The organism is Candidatus Binatia bacterium (genome assembly GCA_036493895.1).
Lineage (GTDB): Bacteria > Desulfobacterota > Binatia > UBA1149 > CAITLU01 > DATNBU01.
This window is the reverse complement of record DASXOZ010000077.1, coordinates 22,537-38,801: the sequence shown is the minus strand read 5'-3', so window position 1 is coordinate 38,801 and position 16,265 is coordinate 22,537. Positions and strand designations below refer to the sequence as shown.

At 67.6% G+C, this 16,265-nt stretch carries 16 protein-coding genes; 8 read left to right on the top strand and 8 right to left on the bottom strand.

The genetic code is table 11. The features are described 5' to 3' along the window. Nucleotides 1-274 precede the first annotated feature (274 nt). From VGK20_18355 to VGK20_18345, 3 genes are all read right to left on the bottom strand, one after another. The gene (locus VGK20_18355; GenBank protein HEY2776009.1) at nt 275-856 is read right to left on the bottom strand and encodes a DUF4337 family protein; all 582 of its coding nucleotides are present in this window, start codon (nt 854-856) and stop codon (nt 275-277) included. A gap of 72 nt (nt 857-928) precedes the next feature. Next, nucleotides 929-1,756, bottom strand: coding sequence for a hypothetical protein (locus tag VGK20_18350; protein HEY2776008.1), 828 nt, complete (start codon nt 1,754-1,756; stop codon nt 929-931). Between the two features lie 164 nt (nt 1,757-1,920). Then, nucleotides 1,921-2,967: a hypothetical protein gene (locus tag VGK20_18345; GenBank protein ID HEY2776007.1), complete on the bottom strand. Its 1,047-nt coding sequence runs from the start codon at nt 2,965-2,967 to the stop codon at nt 1,921-1,923. Nucleotides 2,968-3,610: 643 nt separating this feature from the next. On the opposite strand from VGK20_18345, the gene VGK20_18340 reads away from it, so the two are divergent. The 5 genes from VGK20_18340 (at nt 3,611) to VGK20_18320 (ending at nt 6,850) form a co-directional block, all read left to right on the top strand. Then, complete coding sequence (locus VGK20_18340; protein ID HEY2776006.1) at nt 3,611-4,024, top strand: VOC family protein; 414 nt, start codon at nt 3,611-3,613, stop codon at nt 4,022-4,024. After that, entirely contained in the window at nt 4,021-4,155 is a 135-nt protein-coding gene (locus VGK20_18335) for a hypothetical protein (GenBank protein HEY2776005.1), read from the top strand. Before VGK20_18340 ends, VGK20_18335 begins: the two co-directional genes overlap by 4 nt. Continuing rightward, entirely contained in the window at nt 4,152-5,246 is a 1,095-nt protein-coding gene (locus VGK20_18330) for an alpha-hydroxy acid oxidase (GenBank protein ID HEY2776004.1), read from the top strand. The genes VGK20_18335 and VGK20_18330 overlap by 4 nt, the downstream gene beginning before the upstream one ends. 128 nt (nt 5,247-5,374) lie before the next feature. Then, the gene (locus VGK20_18325) at nt 5,375-6,208 is read left to right on the top strand and encodes a glucose 1-dehydrogenase (GenBank protein HEY2776003.1); all 834 of its coding nucleotides are present in this window, start codon (nt 5,375-5,377) and stop codon (nt 6,206-6,208) included. Nucleotides 6,209-6,259: 51 nt separating this feature from the next. After that, on the top strand, nt 6,260-6,850 hold the full coding sequence (locus VGK20_18320) for a TIGR00730 family Rossman fold protein (GenBank protein HEY2776002.1): 591 nt from the start codon (nt 6,260-6,262) through the stop codon (nt 6,848-6,850). Here VGK20_18320 and VGK20_18315 read toward each other — a convergent pair. After that, a complete protein-coding gene (locus tag VGK20_18315; GenBank protein HEY2776001.1) occupies nt 6,828-7,190 on the bottom strand; it encodes a four-helix bundle copper-binding protein in 363 nt (120 codons plus the stop codon). The genes VGK20_18320 and VGK20_18315 overlap by 23 nt on opposite strands. 273 nt (nt 7,191-7,463) lie before the next feature. Here VGK20_18315 and VGK20_18310 point away from each other — a divergent pair, with 273 nt between their 5' ends. Continuing rightward, complete coding sequence (locus VGK20_18310) at nt 7,464-8,909, top strand: ankyrin repeat domain-containing protein (protein HEY2776000.1); 1,446 nt, start codon at nt 7,464-7,466, stop codon at nt 8,907-8,909. Further along, nucleotides 8,906-10,510: a DolP-mannose mannosyltransferase gene (locus VGK20_18305; GenBank protein ID HEY2775999.1), complete on the top strand. Its 1,605-nt coding sequence runs from the start codon at nt 8,906-8,908 to the stop codon at nt 10,508-10,510. The genes VGK20_18310 and VGK20_18305 overlap by 4 nt, the downstream gene beginning before the upstream one ends. 114 nt (nt 10,511-10,624) lie before the next feature. Here VGK20_18305 and VGK20_18300 read toward each other — a convergent pair whose 3' ends face one another. After that, the gene (locus tag VGK20_18300) at nt 10,625-11,944 is read right to left on the bottom strand and encodes a hypothetical protein (protein HEY2775998.1); all 1,320 of its coding nucleotides are present in this window, start codon (nt 11,942-11,944) and stop codon (nt 10,625-10,627) included. Nucleotides 11,945-11,953: 9 nt separating this feature from the next. Further along, a complete protein-coding gene (locus VGK20_18295; GenBank protein ID HEY2775997.1) occupies nt 11,954-12,463 on the bottom strand; it encodes an NUDIX hydrolase in 510 nt (169 codons plus the stop codon). 148 nt (nt 12,464-12,611) lie between these two features. On the opposite strand from VGK20_18295, the gene VGK20_18290 reads away from it, so the two are divergent. Continuing rightward, nucleotides 12,612-13,283, top strand: coding sequence for a transposase (locus VGK20_18290; GenBank protein HEY2775996.1), 672 nt, complete (start codon nt 12,612-12,614; stop codon nt 13,281-13,283). Between the two features lie 132 nt (nt 13,284-13,415). Here VGK20_18290 and VGK20_18285 read toward each other — a convergent pair whose 3' ends face one another. Both VGK20_18285 and VGK20_18280 read right to left on the bottom strand, forming a co-directional pair. Beyond that, nucleotides 13,416-14,582, bottom strand: coding sequence for an acyl-CoA dehydrogenase family protein (locus VGK20_18285; GenBank protein HEY2775995.1), 1,167 nt, complete (start codon nt 14,580-14,582; stop codon nt 13,416-13,418). A 237-nt stretch (nt 14,583-14,819) separates the two neighbouring features. After that, a complete protein-coding gene (locus VGK20_18280) occupies nt 14,820-15,893 on the bottom strand; it encodes a dienelactone hydrolase family protein (protein HEY2775994.1) in 1,074 nt (357 codons plus the stop codon). Nucleotides 15,894-16,265: the final 372 nt, after the last annotated feature.

Here is a 16,265-nt window from a genome sequence, read left to right as displayed (position 1 = left end):
GGGCACTCGGGTCTTGATGCCACGCATCCCGTCGTGCCTGGGGGTTGCCCCACGAGAACGGAAGGGGATACATTTCGCGGCGATGACGACCGCTCTTCAGAAGGCGTTCGAAGTAGCGTCGAGACTTCCCTGATGGAACGTGCGCGACGGGCCGCCTCGCTGCGCAGTAAGCGGGAGACCGTTCTGGCCGGCCTCGACGAGCTCATCCGCAAGGCGGAGAGGGAAGCGCGGGCACGCCGGCCGAGCGCAAATTCGACGCACCTGGCGGCAGCCGTCAATACACGCGCGCCAGCACCAGCAGCGCCAGCGCGCCGGTGCCGACCAACAGGGAACCCATCCACATGGAGCGTTGTCGCGTGAGTGCTGCGATCGCGCCGAGAGCGATCGAAACCTGGAACATCGCTACGGCGTCCGCGTAGCGGTGGTGATGGTGAAGCAGCTCTTCCGCCTCGGCGGACTTCTCGTCGCGCTGATGCTCGAACTCCTCGGCGGCCTTCTTGATCTCGGCCTGTTCGCCGAGATATTTCTCCGCCTCTTGCGCCAGTGCCGGCGGAGGCGTCTTGTCCGCGGCCTTCCACGCTTCGGCCGCGGCATCCGCAATCGCCTTCTTGATGCCCCTGCTCTGGTAGTGCGCCCACTGGTCGGAGGCTTGCGCCTGAAGTCGCGCCGCATCCGATTTGAGCGCCAGCGCTTCGTTCACCGTCCCGCCCGCCTCCAGCGCCGCGACGGCCGCAAAGGCAGCGAAAATCGCCGTGCTGAGCGCAATGCGGCGAAGCAGCGACCCACCCTCGCGCTCGAGCTCCTCGTGGATCGCCTCGTGGAGATGTTCGGTTTCGATTTCCGATTCTTCGGGCATGGGAGTCCTCTCCGCGCACGGCCAGCCGGCGCGGATCGGGAATCAGACTCCGCCACGCGCAGCCCGCGCCGCTCAGTTGCAGGCGCAGGCGCGCTGAAACCCGGCGAAGTTCCCCTGGTCCGTGACGGTTGTCGCTATATAGTGAGTACTTCCGCTGGCCGCGCATCCCGTGTTCGGCGGTCCGCCAATGTTGACGGCGATGAAGCTCCCCGTGAGCCTTCCGAGGACATAGCCGCACACCGAGGCCACGCCCGGGGTTACAGCTTCCGTTACCGAGCTGTAGGCCATCGAGTTGAGCGCGCACGCGGCGATGCACGAATCTCCGGCGTTGCCGAGTACCCAGCACTGGCCGTCCACGACCGTACCGGTCACCGGGCACTTGATGCACGCCGAGGTGTCGAACGCCTCGCAATCGGCCGCGCAGCTGAGCGTGCCGAACGCGTCGACGCCGCCGGTCGCGCTGTTGCAGTCGGCTCCTCCGAGATCCGACTGGTCGCAGACTTCGGTGCCCTCCTTGGTTCCGTTTCCGCAGAGAATCTCCGCAGAGGTGTCGCAGGAGCCGGACGGTCCGGCGAGCTCGGTCGCAACGCAGGACGTTGCCGCGGAGACATCGGCCTGGATCGCCGACTGGTCGCCGCTCGTCGGGCAGGCGGTCGTGTACTTGCCTTCGATCTTCGACCAGCTCGAGGACTGGCCATCGTTGCACTTGGTATAGTCGGCGGCGTCTCCCGACGATTTCGCCTTCGCGTCGGCGGCCAGCCGGCACGCCGCGTATTTGGCCGCAGCCTTGATCTTTGCCGAAGCGCACTTGTCGGCATCGGTTGCACTCGCGCTCGCGGCGCCGAGTCCGATCATCAAGCTGACGAGCACAGCTGTCCGCACGTAAACGTTGTGATTCATTGTCCGCAATCCTCCCCGGGATTTGCCGAGCCGCGGACGTATTGCCGCGCCACCGGGCACAGCGCCCGCCGACGGTCCGCTCCAGCGGCTTCGGAAGGAGTGGAAATACGCCGTTGCCCGGGCCGCGTCCAGTCGCGCGGGCTCGGGGCGCAGCCGTCCGCGCGCTACTGCACCGCCGGCTTCGGGAAACGGATGTACGAGTCGATCAGCAATTCGACGAGCTGGGGATCGGCCGGGCGCGGCCCGTCGAGAATCCCGCGCGCACGCAGGTCCTCGAGCATGCGGTCGACGACGAAGTCCACCGCAAGGTCGCTCGAGTGCCGGGCCCACGCGCGACGCTCCTGCTCGCTCTCGAAACAGTAGGCCTTCCATGACACCGAAAAACGCAGGTCTTCCCAGCGGTAATGCGACACTTCGCGATCGCCGTCGCGCACCGCCCAGGCCCGGTCGCCGGTGTGGGTAAGGCGCATCCCGGGCCTCAGCCCGTCCACGGAAACTTGAGTCTCGCGCACGCGGTCCACGCCGTGGAATACCGAGTCGGTGTCCATCAGCAGCGCGGTGTTGAAGCGCACCTGGTGCGCGACCGGGGCCGCATCGGCGCCGTCCGGATAGAACGCGAACTCGCCTCCGCAGCAGTCGTGGTACCACGCCACTGCCGTCGCGATCGGCATGCGGAACTCCTCGAACAGGCCGCTGTGGTGCATCGCGACGATCAGCCACTGGGGATGCTTCTTGCGGCTCACGCCGCGGAACTCGGGAACGTCCGTGTGGATCGCGAGCTCCTGCCCCGGCACGAGCAGGTTTGCGTAGACGATGGCGGGCACGATGACCGGGCGCCCGAACAACTCGCGCGCGGCCGCGACGAATCCTTCGTGGTGAAGATACGGCTCGATGCCCGGTGCGACGATCTCGTCGCCGTACGCGTACGTTTCGCGAAAGTAGTTCGTTCGCGCCGCGAGCGTCGCAATCGGTTCGCTGCGCGCGAAGCGTCCGCCGGTAAGGACGAAGTTGCGCGCGGCATCGTAACGCGCGGGGTAGCCGTGACCGAGCCCTTCGAAGGTCGGCTCCTCCGAGTACATCTTGTAGCTGCCGTAGCGGTGGCAAAGATCGACGATCGAAGCGGCGTCGGCGACCGACAGCAGGGGATCGAAGGCGCGATACGAGTGGCGGTGAGGCGCAGCCGCCTGGCGGGATACTTCGGCAATCGTCATCGCTTCCTCCGCGGCGGCCGGGCATCCGGCACCGAGGGCGCAAGAGTACCAGCACGGCCGGCCCGCGGAAGGCAGAACGACCACGCTCCACGGCATCCGCGCCATCCCATCTGCTTGACTGACCGGAGCGGAACGATCATTCCTCCCCGAAAACCAAGGAGATACCGATGGCTTCGACCCCGTCCCGTGCCGTGCTCATCACCGGCTGCTCGACCGGAATCGGAAGGGAGACCGCCCGCCGCCTCGCCCGCCAGAGTACGTTCCCTTTTATGGATTTAGAGAAGGAGGCGGCGCCGCTCGCGACGGGGGGAGGTCCCGTCCGCTGAGGTCACGGGGGAGAAACCTCGTCCGGATCGCCGCAGAGTGGCGGCCCTCCGGACCTTGAGCATTCGAACGACGCCGCCCGCTTTCCCCGCCAGCCGGACCAGTCAGATGGCGAGAAGCCACAGGCCAAACGAACCGCAGACTCTCTCGCTTCGGAGCGCCCGGAGCATAACTCCGAAGGGCGCCCCAGGGAATGCTTGCGCGGCGTCTGCAAAAAAATATTTCGCGACGCGGCGCTGGCCTGGGAGGCCGGCCCGGGCTAACTCCTCGCCCGCGTCGGCAGCGCACCTGGCCTCGCCGACCGGCCCCGGGGAAAGGCGTGGAAATCAACGGTGTTGCCCATACCTTCGTCACTGCCAGCAACTTCGAGCGCTCGCGCGAGTTCTACTCCAGGCTGCTGCCGTTCCTCGGCATGAAACCCGTGCTCGACGCCGACGGCTATTACTACTGTGTCGGCGGCCGCACCGCTTTCGGTGTCCGCGCCGGCGATTCGCGTTATTCGGGCGAGCGTTTCGTCCAGGAACGTATCGGCCTTCACCATGTCTGCTTCCGAGCCCGCGAGCGCGAGGACGTCGACCTTCTCCACGACTTCCTCGTCGAGATCGGCGCGACGGTCGTGCACGCTCCGAAAGACGGCGCGTGGGCTCCCGGCTACTACTCGGTGCTGTTCGAGGATCCCGACGGCATCCGCCTCGAAATGAACCACGTGCCCGGCAAGGGACTGCTGTCATGAAATCGTCACAATCGCTCCGGGCGGCGCGAAGCGAAGTGTTCCCATCGCCATCGACGGTGCTGGCGGGGCTGTCGTCGGCCGTCTTTGCGGAGTCGGCGTTGGCGGCGCTCGTGAAGAGGAACCGCGCATGAAGCAGCCCGAGCGCTCCCAGCCTATCCAGCCGGACGATTTCGAGGAGACTGCGCGCCAGTTCCTGCCGCGCGATGCGTACGACTATTTCGCCGGCGGCGCCTGCGACGAAGCGACCTTGCGCGACAACCGCGACGCGTTCGCGCGTTACCGCCTTCTCGGCCGCGTTCTGCGCGACGTCTCGGCGCGCAGCCTGCAGACCACCGTGCTCGGCCAGACCGTGTCGATGCCGGTAATGATCGCACCGGTCGCGATGCAGAAGCTCGCGCACCAGGACGGCGAGCTGGCCACGGCGCGCGCAGCGGCGCGCGCCGGCGCGCTGATGATCGCGAGCACGATGGCTACGACGTCGCTCGAAGAGATCGCGACGGCGGGCCGCGGCGGACCGCGCTGGTTCCAGCTCTACGTGTACAAGGACCGCGGGCTTACCGCCGAGCTGGTGCGGCGCGCCGAAGCCTCCGGTTACGGCGCGCTCGTGCTGACGGTGGACGGCCAGGTGTGGGGAAGACGCTATCGTGACATGCGAAACGGCTTCTCGCTTCCCGACGACCTCGTGCTGGCCAACCTTGCCGATGCCGGGCACCAGCGCATGCCGGGCAGCGCGCCGGCAACGTCGGGGCTTGCCAGCTACATCAACTCGCTGCTCGATGCGTCGCTCGACTGGAACGACTTCGCGAATCTCGTCGAATCGACGTCGCTGCCCGTCGTCGTCAAGGGAATCCTGCACGCCGACGATGCAAGGCTCGCCGTCGCGCACGGCGCCGCTGCCGTGTTCGTGTCGAATCACGGCGGCCGCCAGCTCGACGGCTCGCCGGCAACGATGGACGTCCTCGAAAGCGTCGTCGACGCGGTCGCGGGACGCGCGGAAGTCTATCTGGACGGCGGCGTGCGGCGCGGCAGCGACGTCATCAAGGCGCTGGCTCTCGGCGCGCGCGCGGTCGCGATCGGGCGGCCGGTAATATGGGCGCTGGCCTCGGCCGGTGAGCGCGGCGTCGCGCGCCTGCTGACGATGCTCGGTGAAGAATGCGACATCGCGATGGCGCTTTGCGGAGCGGCCAATCCGGCCGCGCTCGACCGGTCGCTGCTGGTCTGAGCGGAAAGTCCTTGCGAGATTCGGGGGCAGGTACACGTTCCAAAGCGTGAATGCGGGACAGGCCGCATGACGACGCCGCAACGACGCCGCTCATTCGTACCTGTCGCGGATGTTCCACAGAGGAGACGATGGCAAGACTCGAAGGAAAGATTGCAGTAATCACCGGCGCCGCGAGCGGAATCGGCGAAGCGACGGCCCGGCTGTTCGCCTACGAGGGAGCCTCCGTCGTGCTGGCCGACGTCAACGACGAACGCGGGCAGGGCGTGGTCGCGTCGATCCGCGACGGCGGCGGCAATGCCGATTACATCCACACCGACGTTGCGCGCGAGAGCGACGTCAAGGCGATGATCGACTTCGCACTCGACCGGCACTCCCGTCTCGACACGATCTTCAACAACGCCGGGTTCGGCGGCACCAGCGGACCGATTGCCGAGATCCCGGTCGAGGAGTTCGACTCGACGATGGGCGTGCTGCTGCGCGGGGTTTTCCTCGGCATCAAGCATGCGGCGCCGGCCATGACGGCCCGCGGCTCGGGCAGCATCATCAACACGGCCAGCATCGCTGGTCTTCGCGCCGGCTACGCACCGCACGTGTACAGCACCGCCAAGGCGGCGGTGATCCAGCTTACGCGCTCGGTCGCCATGGAGCTCGGCGAGTCGGGCGTGCGCGTCAACTGCATCTGTCCGGGCGGAATCGCGACGCCTCTGCTGGCCAATGCGTTCGCGTCGGGACAGGAGATGGACGAAGCGGCCGCGCTCGAGCTCGTCAAGCAGGCAATGGCCGCGATGCAGCCGATCCGCCGCGCCGGTCTTCCCGAAGACATCGCGGCGGCTGCGCTGTGGCTGGCAAGCGAGGAATCTTCGTTCGTCAACGGACACGCGCTCGTCGTCGACGGCGGCCTGACCGGCGGAGTGCAATGGTCGATGCAGCCCCCGATCATGCGCACAAGAACCGAGCCATGACGCCGACTTAGCCGTGGGGTCAGGCACCAGAGGAATGGGGTCAGGCACCAGGTGAATAGGCTCGCCCGCGTCTGCGTGTTCTGCGGCTCGGCGCACGGGGCGCGGCCGTCTTACGCTGCCGCTGCCGTCGCCGTCGCCGACGAGCTGGCGCGGCGCGGCCTCGGCCTCGTCTACGGCGGCGGCAACATCGGGCTGATGGGCGTGCTCGCCGATGCCGCGCTCGAGCGCGGCGTGCACGTCACCGGCATCATTCCAGGCGAGCTGGCTGCAAAAGAGCTGGCGCACCACGGCATCGACGACCTGCGCATCGTCGATTCGATGCATTCGCGAAAAGCGCTGATGGCCGAGCTTTCCGGCGCATTCCTTGCGCTGCCCGGCGGAATCGGAACGTTCGAAGAGTGGTTCGAGGTGCTCACGTGGGCCCAGCTCGGCATGCACGCCAAGCCTTGCGGCCTTCTCGACACCGACGGTTACTACGCGCACCTGCTCGGGCTTCTCGACCATTCGGTCGCCGAAGGCTTTCTCAAGCCGAAGCATCGAGCGAAGGTGCTGGTCGCGGATACCGCGGCCGGCGTCCTCGATGCGATTGCCGCATGGCAGGCTCCCGCCGAGCCTCCGGTCATCGGGAAGTTGCAGACCTGAGCGCCGCGCCCGACGGCGCGGCTACGAGCTCGCATTCACTGGCACAGCGGTCGCAGGCCTCGGCGCAGCGCTGGCACAGCGTTGCGTCCTGGCGCCGGCATTCGTCGGCGCAGGTGCGGCAGTACTGCGCGCACAGGTGACACGCTTCGGTCGCCAGCTCGGAATGCCTCGCCATCAGCGCCGCCGCCGCGCGCGCGATGGTCGCGCAGTCGCGACACAGCGCAATGCAGCGGCCCATTTTTGCATCGATCGCCTCGTGCACGAACGTGCTCACGCACTGCTCGGACACGATCGCGCATTCGTTGCAGGCGTCGATGCAGGTGCGGAATTCTGCGTCCATGCGTTGCTCCCGTCGCTGGGATCAGGCACCAGCCTGCCGGGGCCGCGCAGCGCGCGACTGAGCCCGGTGCCGGCTCACGATCCATTCCCACCAATGCACCATCGTGACGAGCGTCAAGAGCGCCCGCATCGAGCTTGCGCTGATGGGGAGTTGCGATCAGGAATCGCGAGGATGCGCGCCACCTGGTGGGGACAACGGGCCACGCAACCGGCGCAATCCGGCAGCGGTTTCGCTACCGCCCGAACGAGGGAGCGGAGCGGCGGTCGAACCGTTGTGAGCCTGCGCACGTGCGCCCGCATTCGATCGACACACGCCGCGGCCGTTGCCGTCGTCCTTCTGCTCGCGGTCGCGGCGGATTCTCTCGCCGACCCCGGGTCCGATTCCGGCGAAACCGCCGCGCAGGCCGTGATCGAGGCTGCGCAGCTCGCGGATGCAGGGCGACTTGCCGCGCTGCTGGCCGCCGGAGCGTCGGCCGACACCCGCACCGCCCGCGGCGCAACGGCACTGCAGGCTGCGGCCGGTGCCGCATCGGATGCGTGCGTCCGGCTGCTCGTCGAGCACGGCGCAACGCTGGATGCTCCCGGCGATCAGAACATCACGGCGCTCGCATCGGCCGCGCGCCAGGGAAACGTGCAGGTCGTGGCGACGCTGCTCGATGCCGGCGCGAACATCGACGCCGCAGCGACTCCCGAGCGCACCGCGATGGCCCTGGCCGCCGGACACGGCCAGGTCGCGGTCGTGAAGCTTCTGCTCGAGCGCGGCTCGCACGCGCTCGACTCGAAGGACACGCGCAAAGGCGTCTTCGCCTCGCTCGTCGATGCCGCGCCGCCGGAGCTGCTCTCGCTCCTGGTGTCGTCGATTGCTGCGTCGCTGGCCGAAGACGAAAAGGCGCGCGCATTTGCAGAGACCGTCGCAAGCCAGACGCCGGTGCTCTCGCAACGGCTGGTCGCAGCGCTCGGAAAAAACGCCGACGCGGGCCGTTTTGCCGATTATCTCCTGGTCTCGGGGACCCGGCACGGCCGCAATGCCCTGGTCGTGCTCGCGCTCCGCCATGGAGCCGACGTCAATTTCGACGACGGCGGCCCGAGCCGGCCGCTGGCGATCGCAATGCAGTCCGGGGAACAGCGGTCGGTATCGGTGCTGGTCTCTGCGGGAGCCGATCCCGCCAGTGCCGGCGTCGATCCGTCGCTGCTCGAGAGGATGGCCGGCGATGCTCTTCGCGACCGTCGCATGCTGGCGCTTCTCGAGCGCGCGCATGCCATCGACGCGCGCGACGCCGAAGGCAGGACGCTGCTGTTCCTCGCAGCCGAGCTGGGCCGCGAGTTCCTGGTCGCGGCACTTCTGGCACAGCACGCCGATCCCGGTGCCGTGGCCGGTCGCCAAAATGGCGGCGGCGAGGGCTGGACTCCGCTGATGATCGCCGCTGCCGGTGGCCACGACGAGGTGGTCCGCGAGCTCACGGGCGCCGGCGCGGCCGTCGACCAGCGCAACGCACGCGGCCGCACCGCACTGATGTGGTCGGTGCTCTACGCGCGCGACGCAAGTACGGCCGCATTGCTGGCCGCCGGCGCCGATCCCGATGCGACGGACGTCCTCGGACTGACTCCACGAACGCTCGCGCCGCAAGTGGGCGACCAGGCGGCAACGTCGCTTCTTCAGAACGTCCCGCGACGAGCACGCCCGGCCGAGGGCGCGCCGGCCGGCGGAGCCAGCCGGTGAAAACACTGGCGATGCTGGCTCTCGGCGCGATCGCCGTCGCGTCTGTCTTCGCTTACGGCGTGCGCGGAAGGCCGCTCTACGCCGACGATCAACTCTACTATTTCATTTCCGAGCGCTCGGCCTCCGGGGTGCCTCCGCACGTCTCGGAGACGGAGATCAAGACCCAGCTCTCGACGCTGATCTACGGCGCGTCGATCGCGGCCGGCAGGACGCTCGGCTTCGACGACGTTTTGTCGGGACGAGCCGCCGGAGTCGCGGCCGCCGCGCTCACGACGATGTTGTCGTATGCGCTCGCACTCGAGCTGACGCAGAGCGCCCTTGCAGCCGTCGTCGCCGGAATTGCCGCACTGGCGATCCACGGGGTGTTCGTCGAGGCCGCCACCGGATTCCAGCCCAAGCTCGTGATGCTGCCGTTCCTTCTGCTCGCGCAGCTGTGGTGTGCCAGGCGCCGCTGGCTCCTGTGCGGGATCGCGGCGATGTGCACGTTTCTCTGCTGGCAGCCCGGCGCGGTCGTGCTCTGCGCGTGCACCGCCGCGGTGCTCATCGACCGGCGCTCGACGTGGAAATCGGTCGCACAGCTGGCGGCCGGCGCTGCGCTGGCGCTCGCGTGCTTCGAAGCGTGGTTCGCGTGGCACGGTGCCATCGCCGCGCAGGTGCGCCAGGAGTTCCTGCTCGCATTCGGCGCCGACCACAAGCCGATCGACTGGGCCGAGAGCGCGTGGTTCTACCTGACCGAAGCCGAGGGCTACGAAGACACGCCGCACGTGCTTCCCACGGTGTTCGCGATCGCCGCTGCGCTGCTGTGGATCGGCATTCTCGCAAGGCCGCGCCGCGCGATGGAAATTGCGCGCGAAAAGCCGGGCCTCGTCGCGTTCTGGATCGCGATCCACCTCGGCACGGCCTTCACGTTCTACGACCACCAGGCGCATCCCGACATGCTGCTGGTGCAACCGTATTTCGTCGTCGGCTGGGGGATCGCATTCGGCTGGGTCACCGCGTTGCTGTGGCGCAGTCGTGCTGGCCGCGTCGCCGCGCTGGCGATCGTCGCGATCGTTGCATGGTGGACGCATCGGGAAGTATCGGCCGACATCGCGAGAGCCGCGTCGGGCCGCAACCTCTTGCCGGTGCAGTACGAGCAGGCGCGCCTGGTCAGCCTGTATTACGACCACCGCGGCAGCGTCTGGGCACTCGGCCCCGTGCACCTGCTCGCGCTGCTGCACCAGGACAACTGGGCCCCGGTCGGAGACCTCGGCCGCGAAGGAATCGACATGGCCACGTGGCGTCCGCTGCGACGCGGCCGGATGCCCGAGATCATCCTGCTCAGCCGCGGCTTCCGGCCAGGCAACTGGCTGCAGAGCGAGTACGTCGACATCACGCCGAAACTGCTCGCGGTCGAACGTATCCGCGTGTTCTCGCGACGCATCGGCGGCGAGACGGGGTTCGACGCAGGCGTGGCGCCGCGGCCGTTCGCGTCGCCGGCGATGCGACCCGGATTCGGCCCGACAGCGGCGACGGTGGCCGCGCAAAACGAGACCCCGAAGCCGGGGCCTGCGGTCGTCCCGGCCACGCCGATGCCGTTGCCGTTGCCGAAGAAAAAGTGAACGCCGGTCGAGCGGCTACCGGCAGGCAGCGCTCTTGCGCAACTGGTCGAAGCAGGCCGCCTTCGCACGCTGCGGAAAATCCCTCCCGAGGTCCGGGGATTTCTCCGCAAACCGCTAAGGCGGAACGCTCCAGAGCATTTCGCGCTCGATGCTGCCGAAGTGCGGCGAGCTTCCCTGCAGCGAAATCCACTGGCCCGAGTCGTCACGCTTCCACGCGAACTTGCGGGAGGACGCGAACGGGAACACCCATCCGTTGACCGAGCCCGTCGCCTGCAGCACTGCCGCGTGCGCTCCTTCGGATTCGACCTGCCCGCGCACGCGATCCCACACTTCGTGCGCCTCGCCGGTGATGGCCGCTACGTTGCCAAGCGGCAGCGATGTCTCGTAGCGAAGCACGATCGCCGGCTGGTCCTGGGGACCGGTCTGCGCAAGCGCAAGCAACCGGATCGAGCGGCCCGACGGCAGCGTCACCGCGAGCGAGTCGAGATCGAGACTGCCGGTCGACGTTTCCTCCGTCTCGGCGGCGTCCGAATGCGCGTTGACGTCGAAAACGCCTTCGACGTCGGTGCTCGCCTGGCGCACCGCCTCGACGAGCGCATCCGAAAGCGCGCGATGATACCAGCGGCCGGCATCGGTTTCGGCGAATGCGATGTACTGGTCGAGCTCCTGCAGGTCGAGGTCGCGACAGCGAACCATCAGCGCCGCGGTAACGACCGGCTTGTACGCCGTCACCACGTCCGGAACGCCGCGCTCACGCGTGACGGCGTCGTGCAGCGCCTTCATCGAAAGCGGCGTCGCGTCGGGCCTGCCGACATTGACGAGACGCGCGACCACCGTGCCCACCGCTTCGGTAAGATCGAGAGTGCGGTCGAGCGCGTCGGTCGCCTCGGCGAGCTTGCGCAGGCGGTCCATGCGCACTTCGGGCGCACGGTTGTCCTTGACCTCGGCCACGTCGGCGTAAAAGGCATCGTCCGGCGATTTCTCACCGGTCCACGCCGTGGCCTCTGCGAACTTCACTTCGTAACCGAGCGGGCCGCGCAGCCATTGCAGGGTTTTTTCCGCAAGATCGGGATGGGCGGCGACGTCTTTTGCGAGCGCAGCGTGCAGGAACGGAACGACGCGATCTTCCGACATCGTCTCGACCAGCGTCGCCTGCAGTGCCTTGCGATCTCCTTCGCGCACACTGCTCCAGTGCGGAGCAAGCAGTCGAAGCGCGAGCGGCGCAAGGCGGCGCGCGTGTACTCGCGCCGGCGACAGCTCGTAGAGCTCGTCGGCGGGAGTGTGCGCGATCGGGGGCAGAGCAGCGGCAGGATGGCGCACGGTCGTTGTGCAGCCTGCCGCGCCTGCCGCTCCGAGCGCGAGCAGCAGCGCTGCCGCGAGCGACGATGCAGGCCCGCACCTGCGGTGGGGCGAGTGGGCGAGCGACATCGTCACGAGGCGAGACTACTTGCGACCGGGCTGGCTGTCGAGTTGCTCTCTGGCCTGATCGTTGCCGAAAAACGTCGTCGTCCGCCTCAACAGGTCCACGGTGGCGCGGCTGCTGCGAAGCTCGCGAAACTCCTGCGGCGTCACGAATCGCGCGCTGCGAGCGTCGCCGCCCGCGTTGGCCTCGCCTTGGACGTATTCACATGCGAGGTCGAGGATCACATAGTGGAATCGCACACGTCCGTCGTCGTCGCGCACGACCGCATCGAACGTGTAGATGACGTCGCCCGCGCGCACGACGACGCCGGTCTCCTCGAGCACCTCGCGCTCCGCCGCCTGCCCCAGCGTCTCACCCAGCTCAACGCTGCCGCCCGGCAGAGCCCACACGCCTTCCGCCGGAGCCTTGCCCCGCTCCACGACGAGCACCCGCCCGTCCCGCATCACCACCGCCCCCACCGCCACCCGAGGCGCCCCCGGATATTCCACATCTGTCATGGGGTCAGGCACCACAGGAATGGGGTCAGGCACCAGAGGAATACCAGCGGAATAGCCACGAGCTCGCTGCGGCCGCGCTGCCCGCGCCGGCGCCCGGCCCGGATGCAGATTCTACTGCCGCGTCTGTAGTCATTACCGCCAGGGAATTGCCGTGATCGCTTCGCGATCCCAGTCTCGGCCCATGTCCAGAGCGAAGCGCGTTACGCCCGCCAAGTGCCTCTTCCACGTGCTGAACCGTGCGAACGGCAATTTCAAGCTGTTCGAGTCGGAGCGATGCTATCGCCAATTCCTGGCGATTTTCGAGGAGGCCCGCCGCCGGCACCAGACGCAGCTGCTCGCGTACTGCCTGATGCCGAATCACTGGCACATGCTTCTCAGCCCCCAGGTCGACGGCGACCTCTCGCCATTCGTGAAGCGATTCTCATTCCGGGCGGCACGGCGCTGGCACTACAATCACGGTACGATCGGGCGCGGCCATCTGTACCAGGGACGGTTTCGCAGCTTCGTCATCGTGGACGATGCACACCTGATCACGGTGTGCCGGTACATCGAGGCGAATCCGCTTCGAGCGGGGCTCGTTGTGCGCGCCGAAGATTGGAAGTGGTCGAGCGCGGGCGCTCATATGTCGGCTTCGGAAGGGGGCAGTCCGCGCGCGCGGGGTGCTCTTCGACTCGACGCTCTCCCGGTCTCGCTGCCCGCCGACTGGCGTGCGTTCGTCAATGCGCCGACTTCGGCGACCGAGACCGAGGGGATACGCGATGCGATTCGGGGCGAACGGGCGGCGCGGCTGCGGCCGCGCGCGGACGAAGACGGCGATCAAGCGGAACCCATGCTTGCGGCCGATGACGGTTGAGAGTCGGCGTCAGCTCAACGCGCTGGTGCCTGACCCCATTCCCCTGGTGCCTGACCCCATTCCTGTGGTGCCTGACCCCATTCCCCTGGTGCCTGACCCCATTCCTGTGGTGCCTGACCCCATCACCAAGGGTTAATAACTTTTCGGGAGGGAGAGGACGTGCTCGCTGATGTAGTTCAGCGCCATTTCCTGGGAGATCGGGGCGATGCGCATCAGGCGGGACTCGCGCCAGTAGCGCTCGACGTTGTATTCGCTGGCGTAGCCGAAGCCGCCGAAAGTCTGCAGCGCGCGGTCGCAGGCGCGGAACGAGGCCTCGGCGGCGCGAAACTTGGCCATGTTCGCCAGAGCGCCCGCGGCCTCGCCTCGATCGTAGGCCCACGCTGCCTTCTTCCACAGCAGGTCGGCCGCCTCGAGCTCCGAGTGCGAGTCGGCGAGCGGATGCGCGATCGCCTGGTTCTGCCCGATCGGCCGCCCGAAGACGACGCGCTCGCGCGCATAGTGCACTGCGCAGTCGATCGCGCGCCGGCCGATGCCGACCGCCTCGGCCGCAATCACGATGCGCTCGGGATTGATCCCGTCGAGCAGATGATAAAACCCGCGCCCGACTTCACCAACGACGTCGTCCCCCGAGACCACGAGATCGCGGATGAACACTTCGTTGGAGTTGACCGCGTTGCGACCGAGCTTGGCGATCTCGCGAATCTCGCAGCAGCTGCGGTCCAGGTCCGCAAGAAACAGCGTCATCCCGTCCAGCGGACGGGCGCACTGCTCGCGCGGCGTCGTGCGCGCCAGCAGCAGGATCTTCTCGGCCTGCTGCGCCTTGGTGTTCCAGATTTTCTTTCCGTTGACGACCCAGTCGTCCCCGCGTCTCTCGGCGAACGTGCGGATGCGCGAGGTGTCCGTGCCCGCATCGTCCTCGGTGACGCCGAATGAAACGTGCAGATCACCCGAGGCCGTGCGCGGCAGCACGCGGCGCTTGAGCGCTTCCGAGCCGTGATGGATCACCGGTCCCATGCCGAAAATCGAAAGATGCAGCGTGGAGGCCGCATTCATCGCGCCGGCGCTGGCCGCCACGGCGTGCAGCAAGGTGCCGGCTGCCATGACGCCGAGCCCGGCGCCGCCGTATTCGGCAGGAACCAGGATCCCGAGCCAGCCCCCGGCGGCAAACGCGTTGTAGAACTCCCACGGAAACTGCTTCGCGGCGTCCCGTGCGCGCCAGTAATCGTCGTCGAACTGCGCCGCCAGTCGCTCGGCCTCGACGCGAATCGCATCGACATCTTCGCTAGAAGCAAAATCCATCAGCGACCCAAGACGGAAATCATTCTACGAGAGTAATGGGGTCAGGCACCACAGGAATGGGGTCAGGCACCAGGGGAATGGGGTCAGGCACCACAAGAATCAGGCACCAGCATCCCAACAACCGGCACCGGCATCCCAACAACCCGCCCCGGCGCTTCAACCCGAGTCACGCCGCCCGTCGCGGAACCGAACCAGGCGGGAGCGGCGGTGGCCAGAAAATCGCCGCTCCCGCCGCCGTCAGGCCACGCTGACGCGGATGCCGCGAGCAGCGAAGACCGACGGTAAGTCGGAAGACAGGAACGACGCGGCCTCTTCGTTTCCACGAAGGGACGCATCCATGTGCGCGAGCCCGAGCGAGCGCGAGAAATCGTAAGCGTGAATGCCCGGCGCCAGTTCGCTGGCAGCCGGCAGGTTCTTCGCGATTTCGGCAAACGGCCCCGGCGGCGGCATCGTGCGGAACATCTCGTGCACCGACTCGACCTCGTCGCAGAAGTGCATGTGGTCGGCATTCTCGAGCACGATCATGCGCTTGGTGCCGCGCGTCTCGGCGAGAAGCTCGTGCATGCCTTCGAGAGGAAGCAGCGTGTCCTTGTCGGCGACGAGAAACAGGGTGGGAACGTCGCGTCCCCACGAAAAATCGAGCGCTTCACGCAGGATCTCGGCGGGCAGCGGGCTCTTGCCGCCCGCCGGCGCCATCGGCAGCGCCGCGCGTATGCGGTGGTCGAGGTGCGCCACGCGCAACGTCGTCCACCCTCCGAAACTGTGACCGGCCATGCCGATGCGGTCGGCGTCGAGCGAGGCGCAATCCGAGCCGAGATCGCCGGCCAGCAGGCGATCGAGCACGAAGCTGATGTCCACGGGACGCTGGACGATCAGGTCGGCCACCATCGGGATCGGATCCGGCATCGGCTCGCCCATCATCACCTGCAGCGTCATCTGGGCCATGTCGATCACGGTGTTCCCCGTGTGGTCGACCGCCGCGACGGTATAGCCGTGACTCGCAAGGTGGGTGCAGAAGAACGTCGACTGGCGGCGATGCCCGCCGAAGCCGTGCGAGAACATGACGATGGGGCAGCGCCCGCTGTTGGTCGATGGTTTCGCGTCGCGCACGCAGGCCTGCTTGAGCGGCGGGAAACCGGGAAGCAGGTCGTAGTGATCCATCGACTCTTCGCAGGTGTCCTTGCCGGCAAGCGATGCATCGGCGGGGTACCACACCTCGACGGGAAGATGGCGCGAGCGGTTGGGGTCCGTCACCTCGACGGTGCGGACGCCGACGGGAAAACCGCCGCGAGCGAACGGGTCGTATCTCATGCTCGCGACCATAGCGCGGGAATTGACGCACGGAAATCGGGTGGAACGGAAAACGGCGGCTGACGCGGAAGCCGGCACTCGATGGCGGTATCGCCGGCGCATTGTCGCCGAGTGGGCGGCTCGCCCGCGCGAGTTTCGTCGAGTTCCCATCGAGGGTGCGGAGCGCCGGGGCGGGGTCAGGCACCAGCGGCGACGCGCCACCGCGACCGGTTCCTGCAAAACAAGTACGCTGCGTGTGAGTGCTTCTGGTGCCTGACCCCAAGGATGCGAATGGGGCGCCGCGCCGCGATTTGTATCACGACGCTGCGGGCGAAAATGGCACCCCCACGCGGGTGGTCCGACGGCGGACTGCCGTCGTCGCGGCGGCAATGC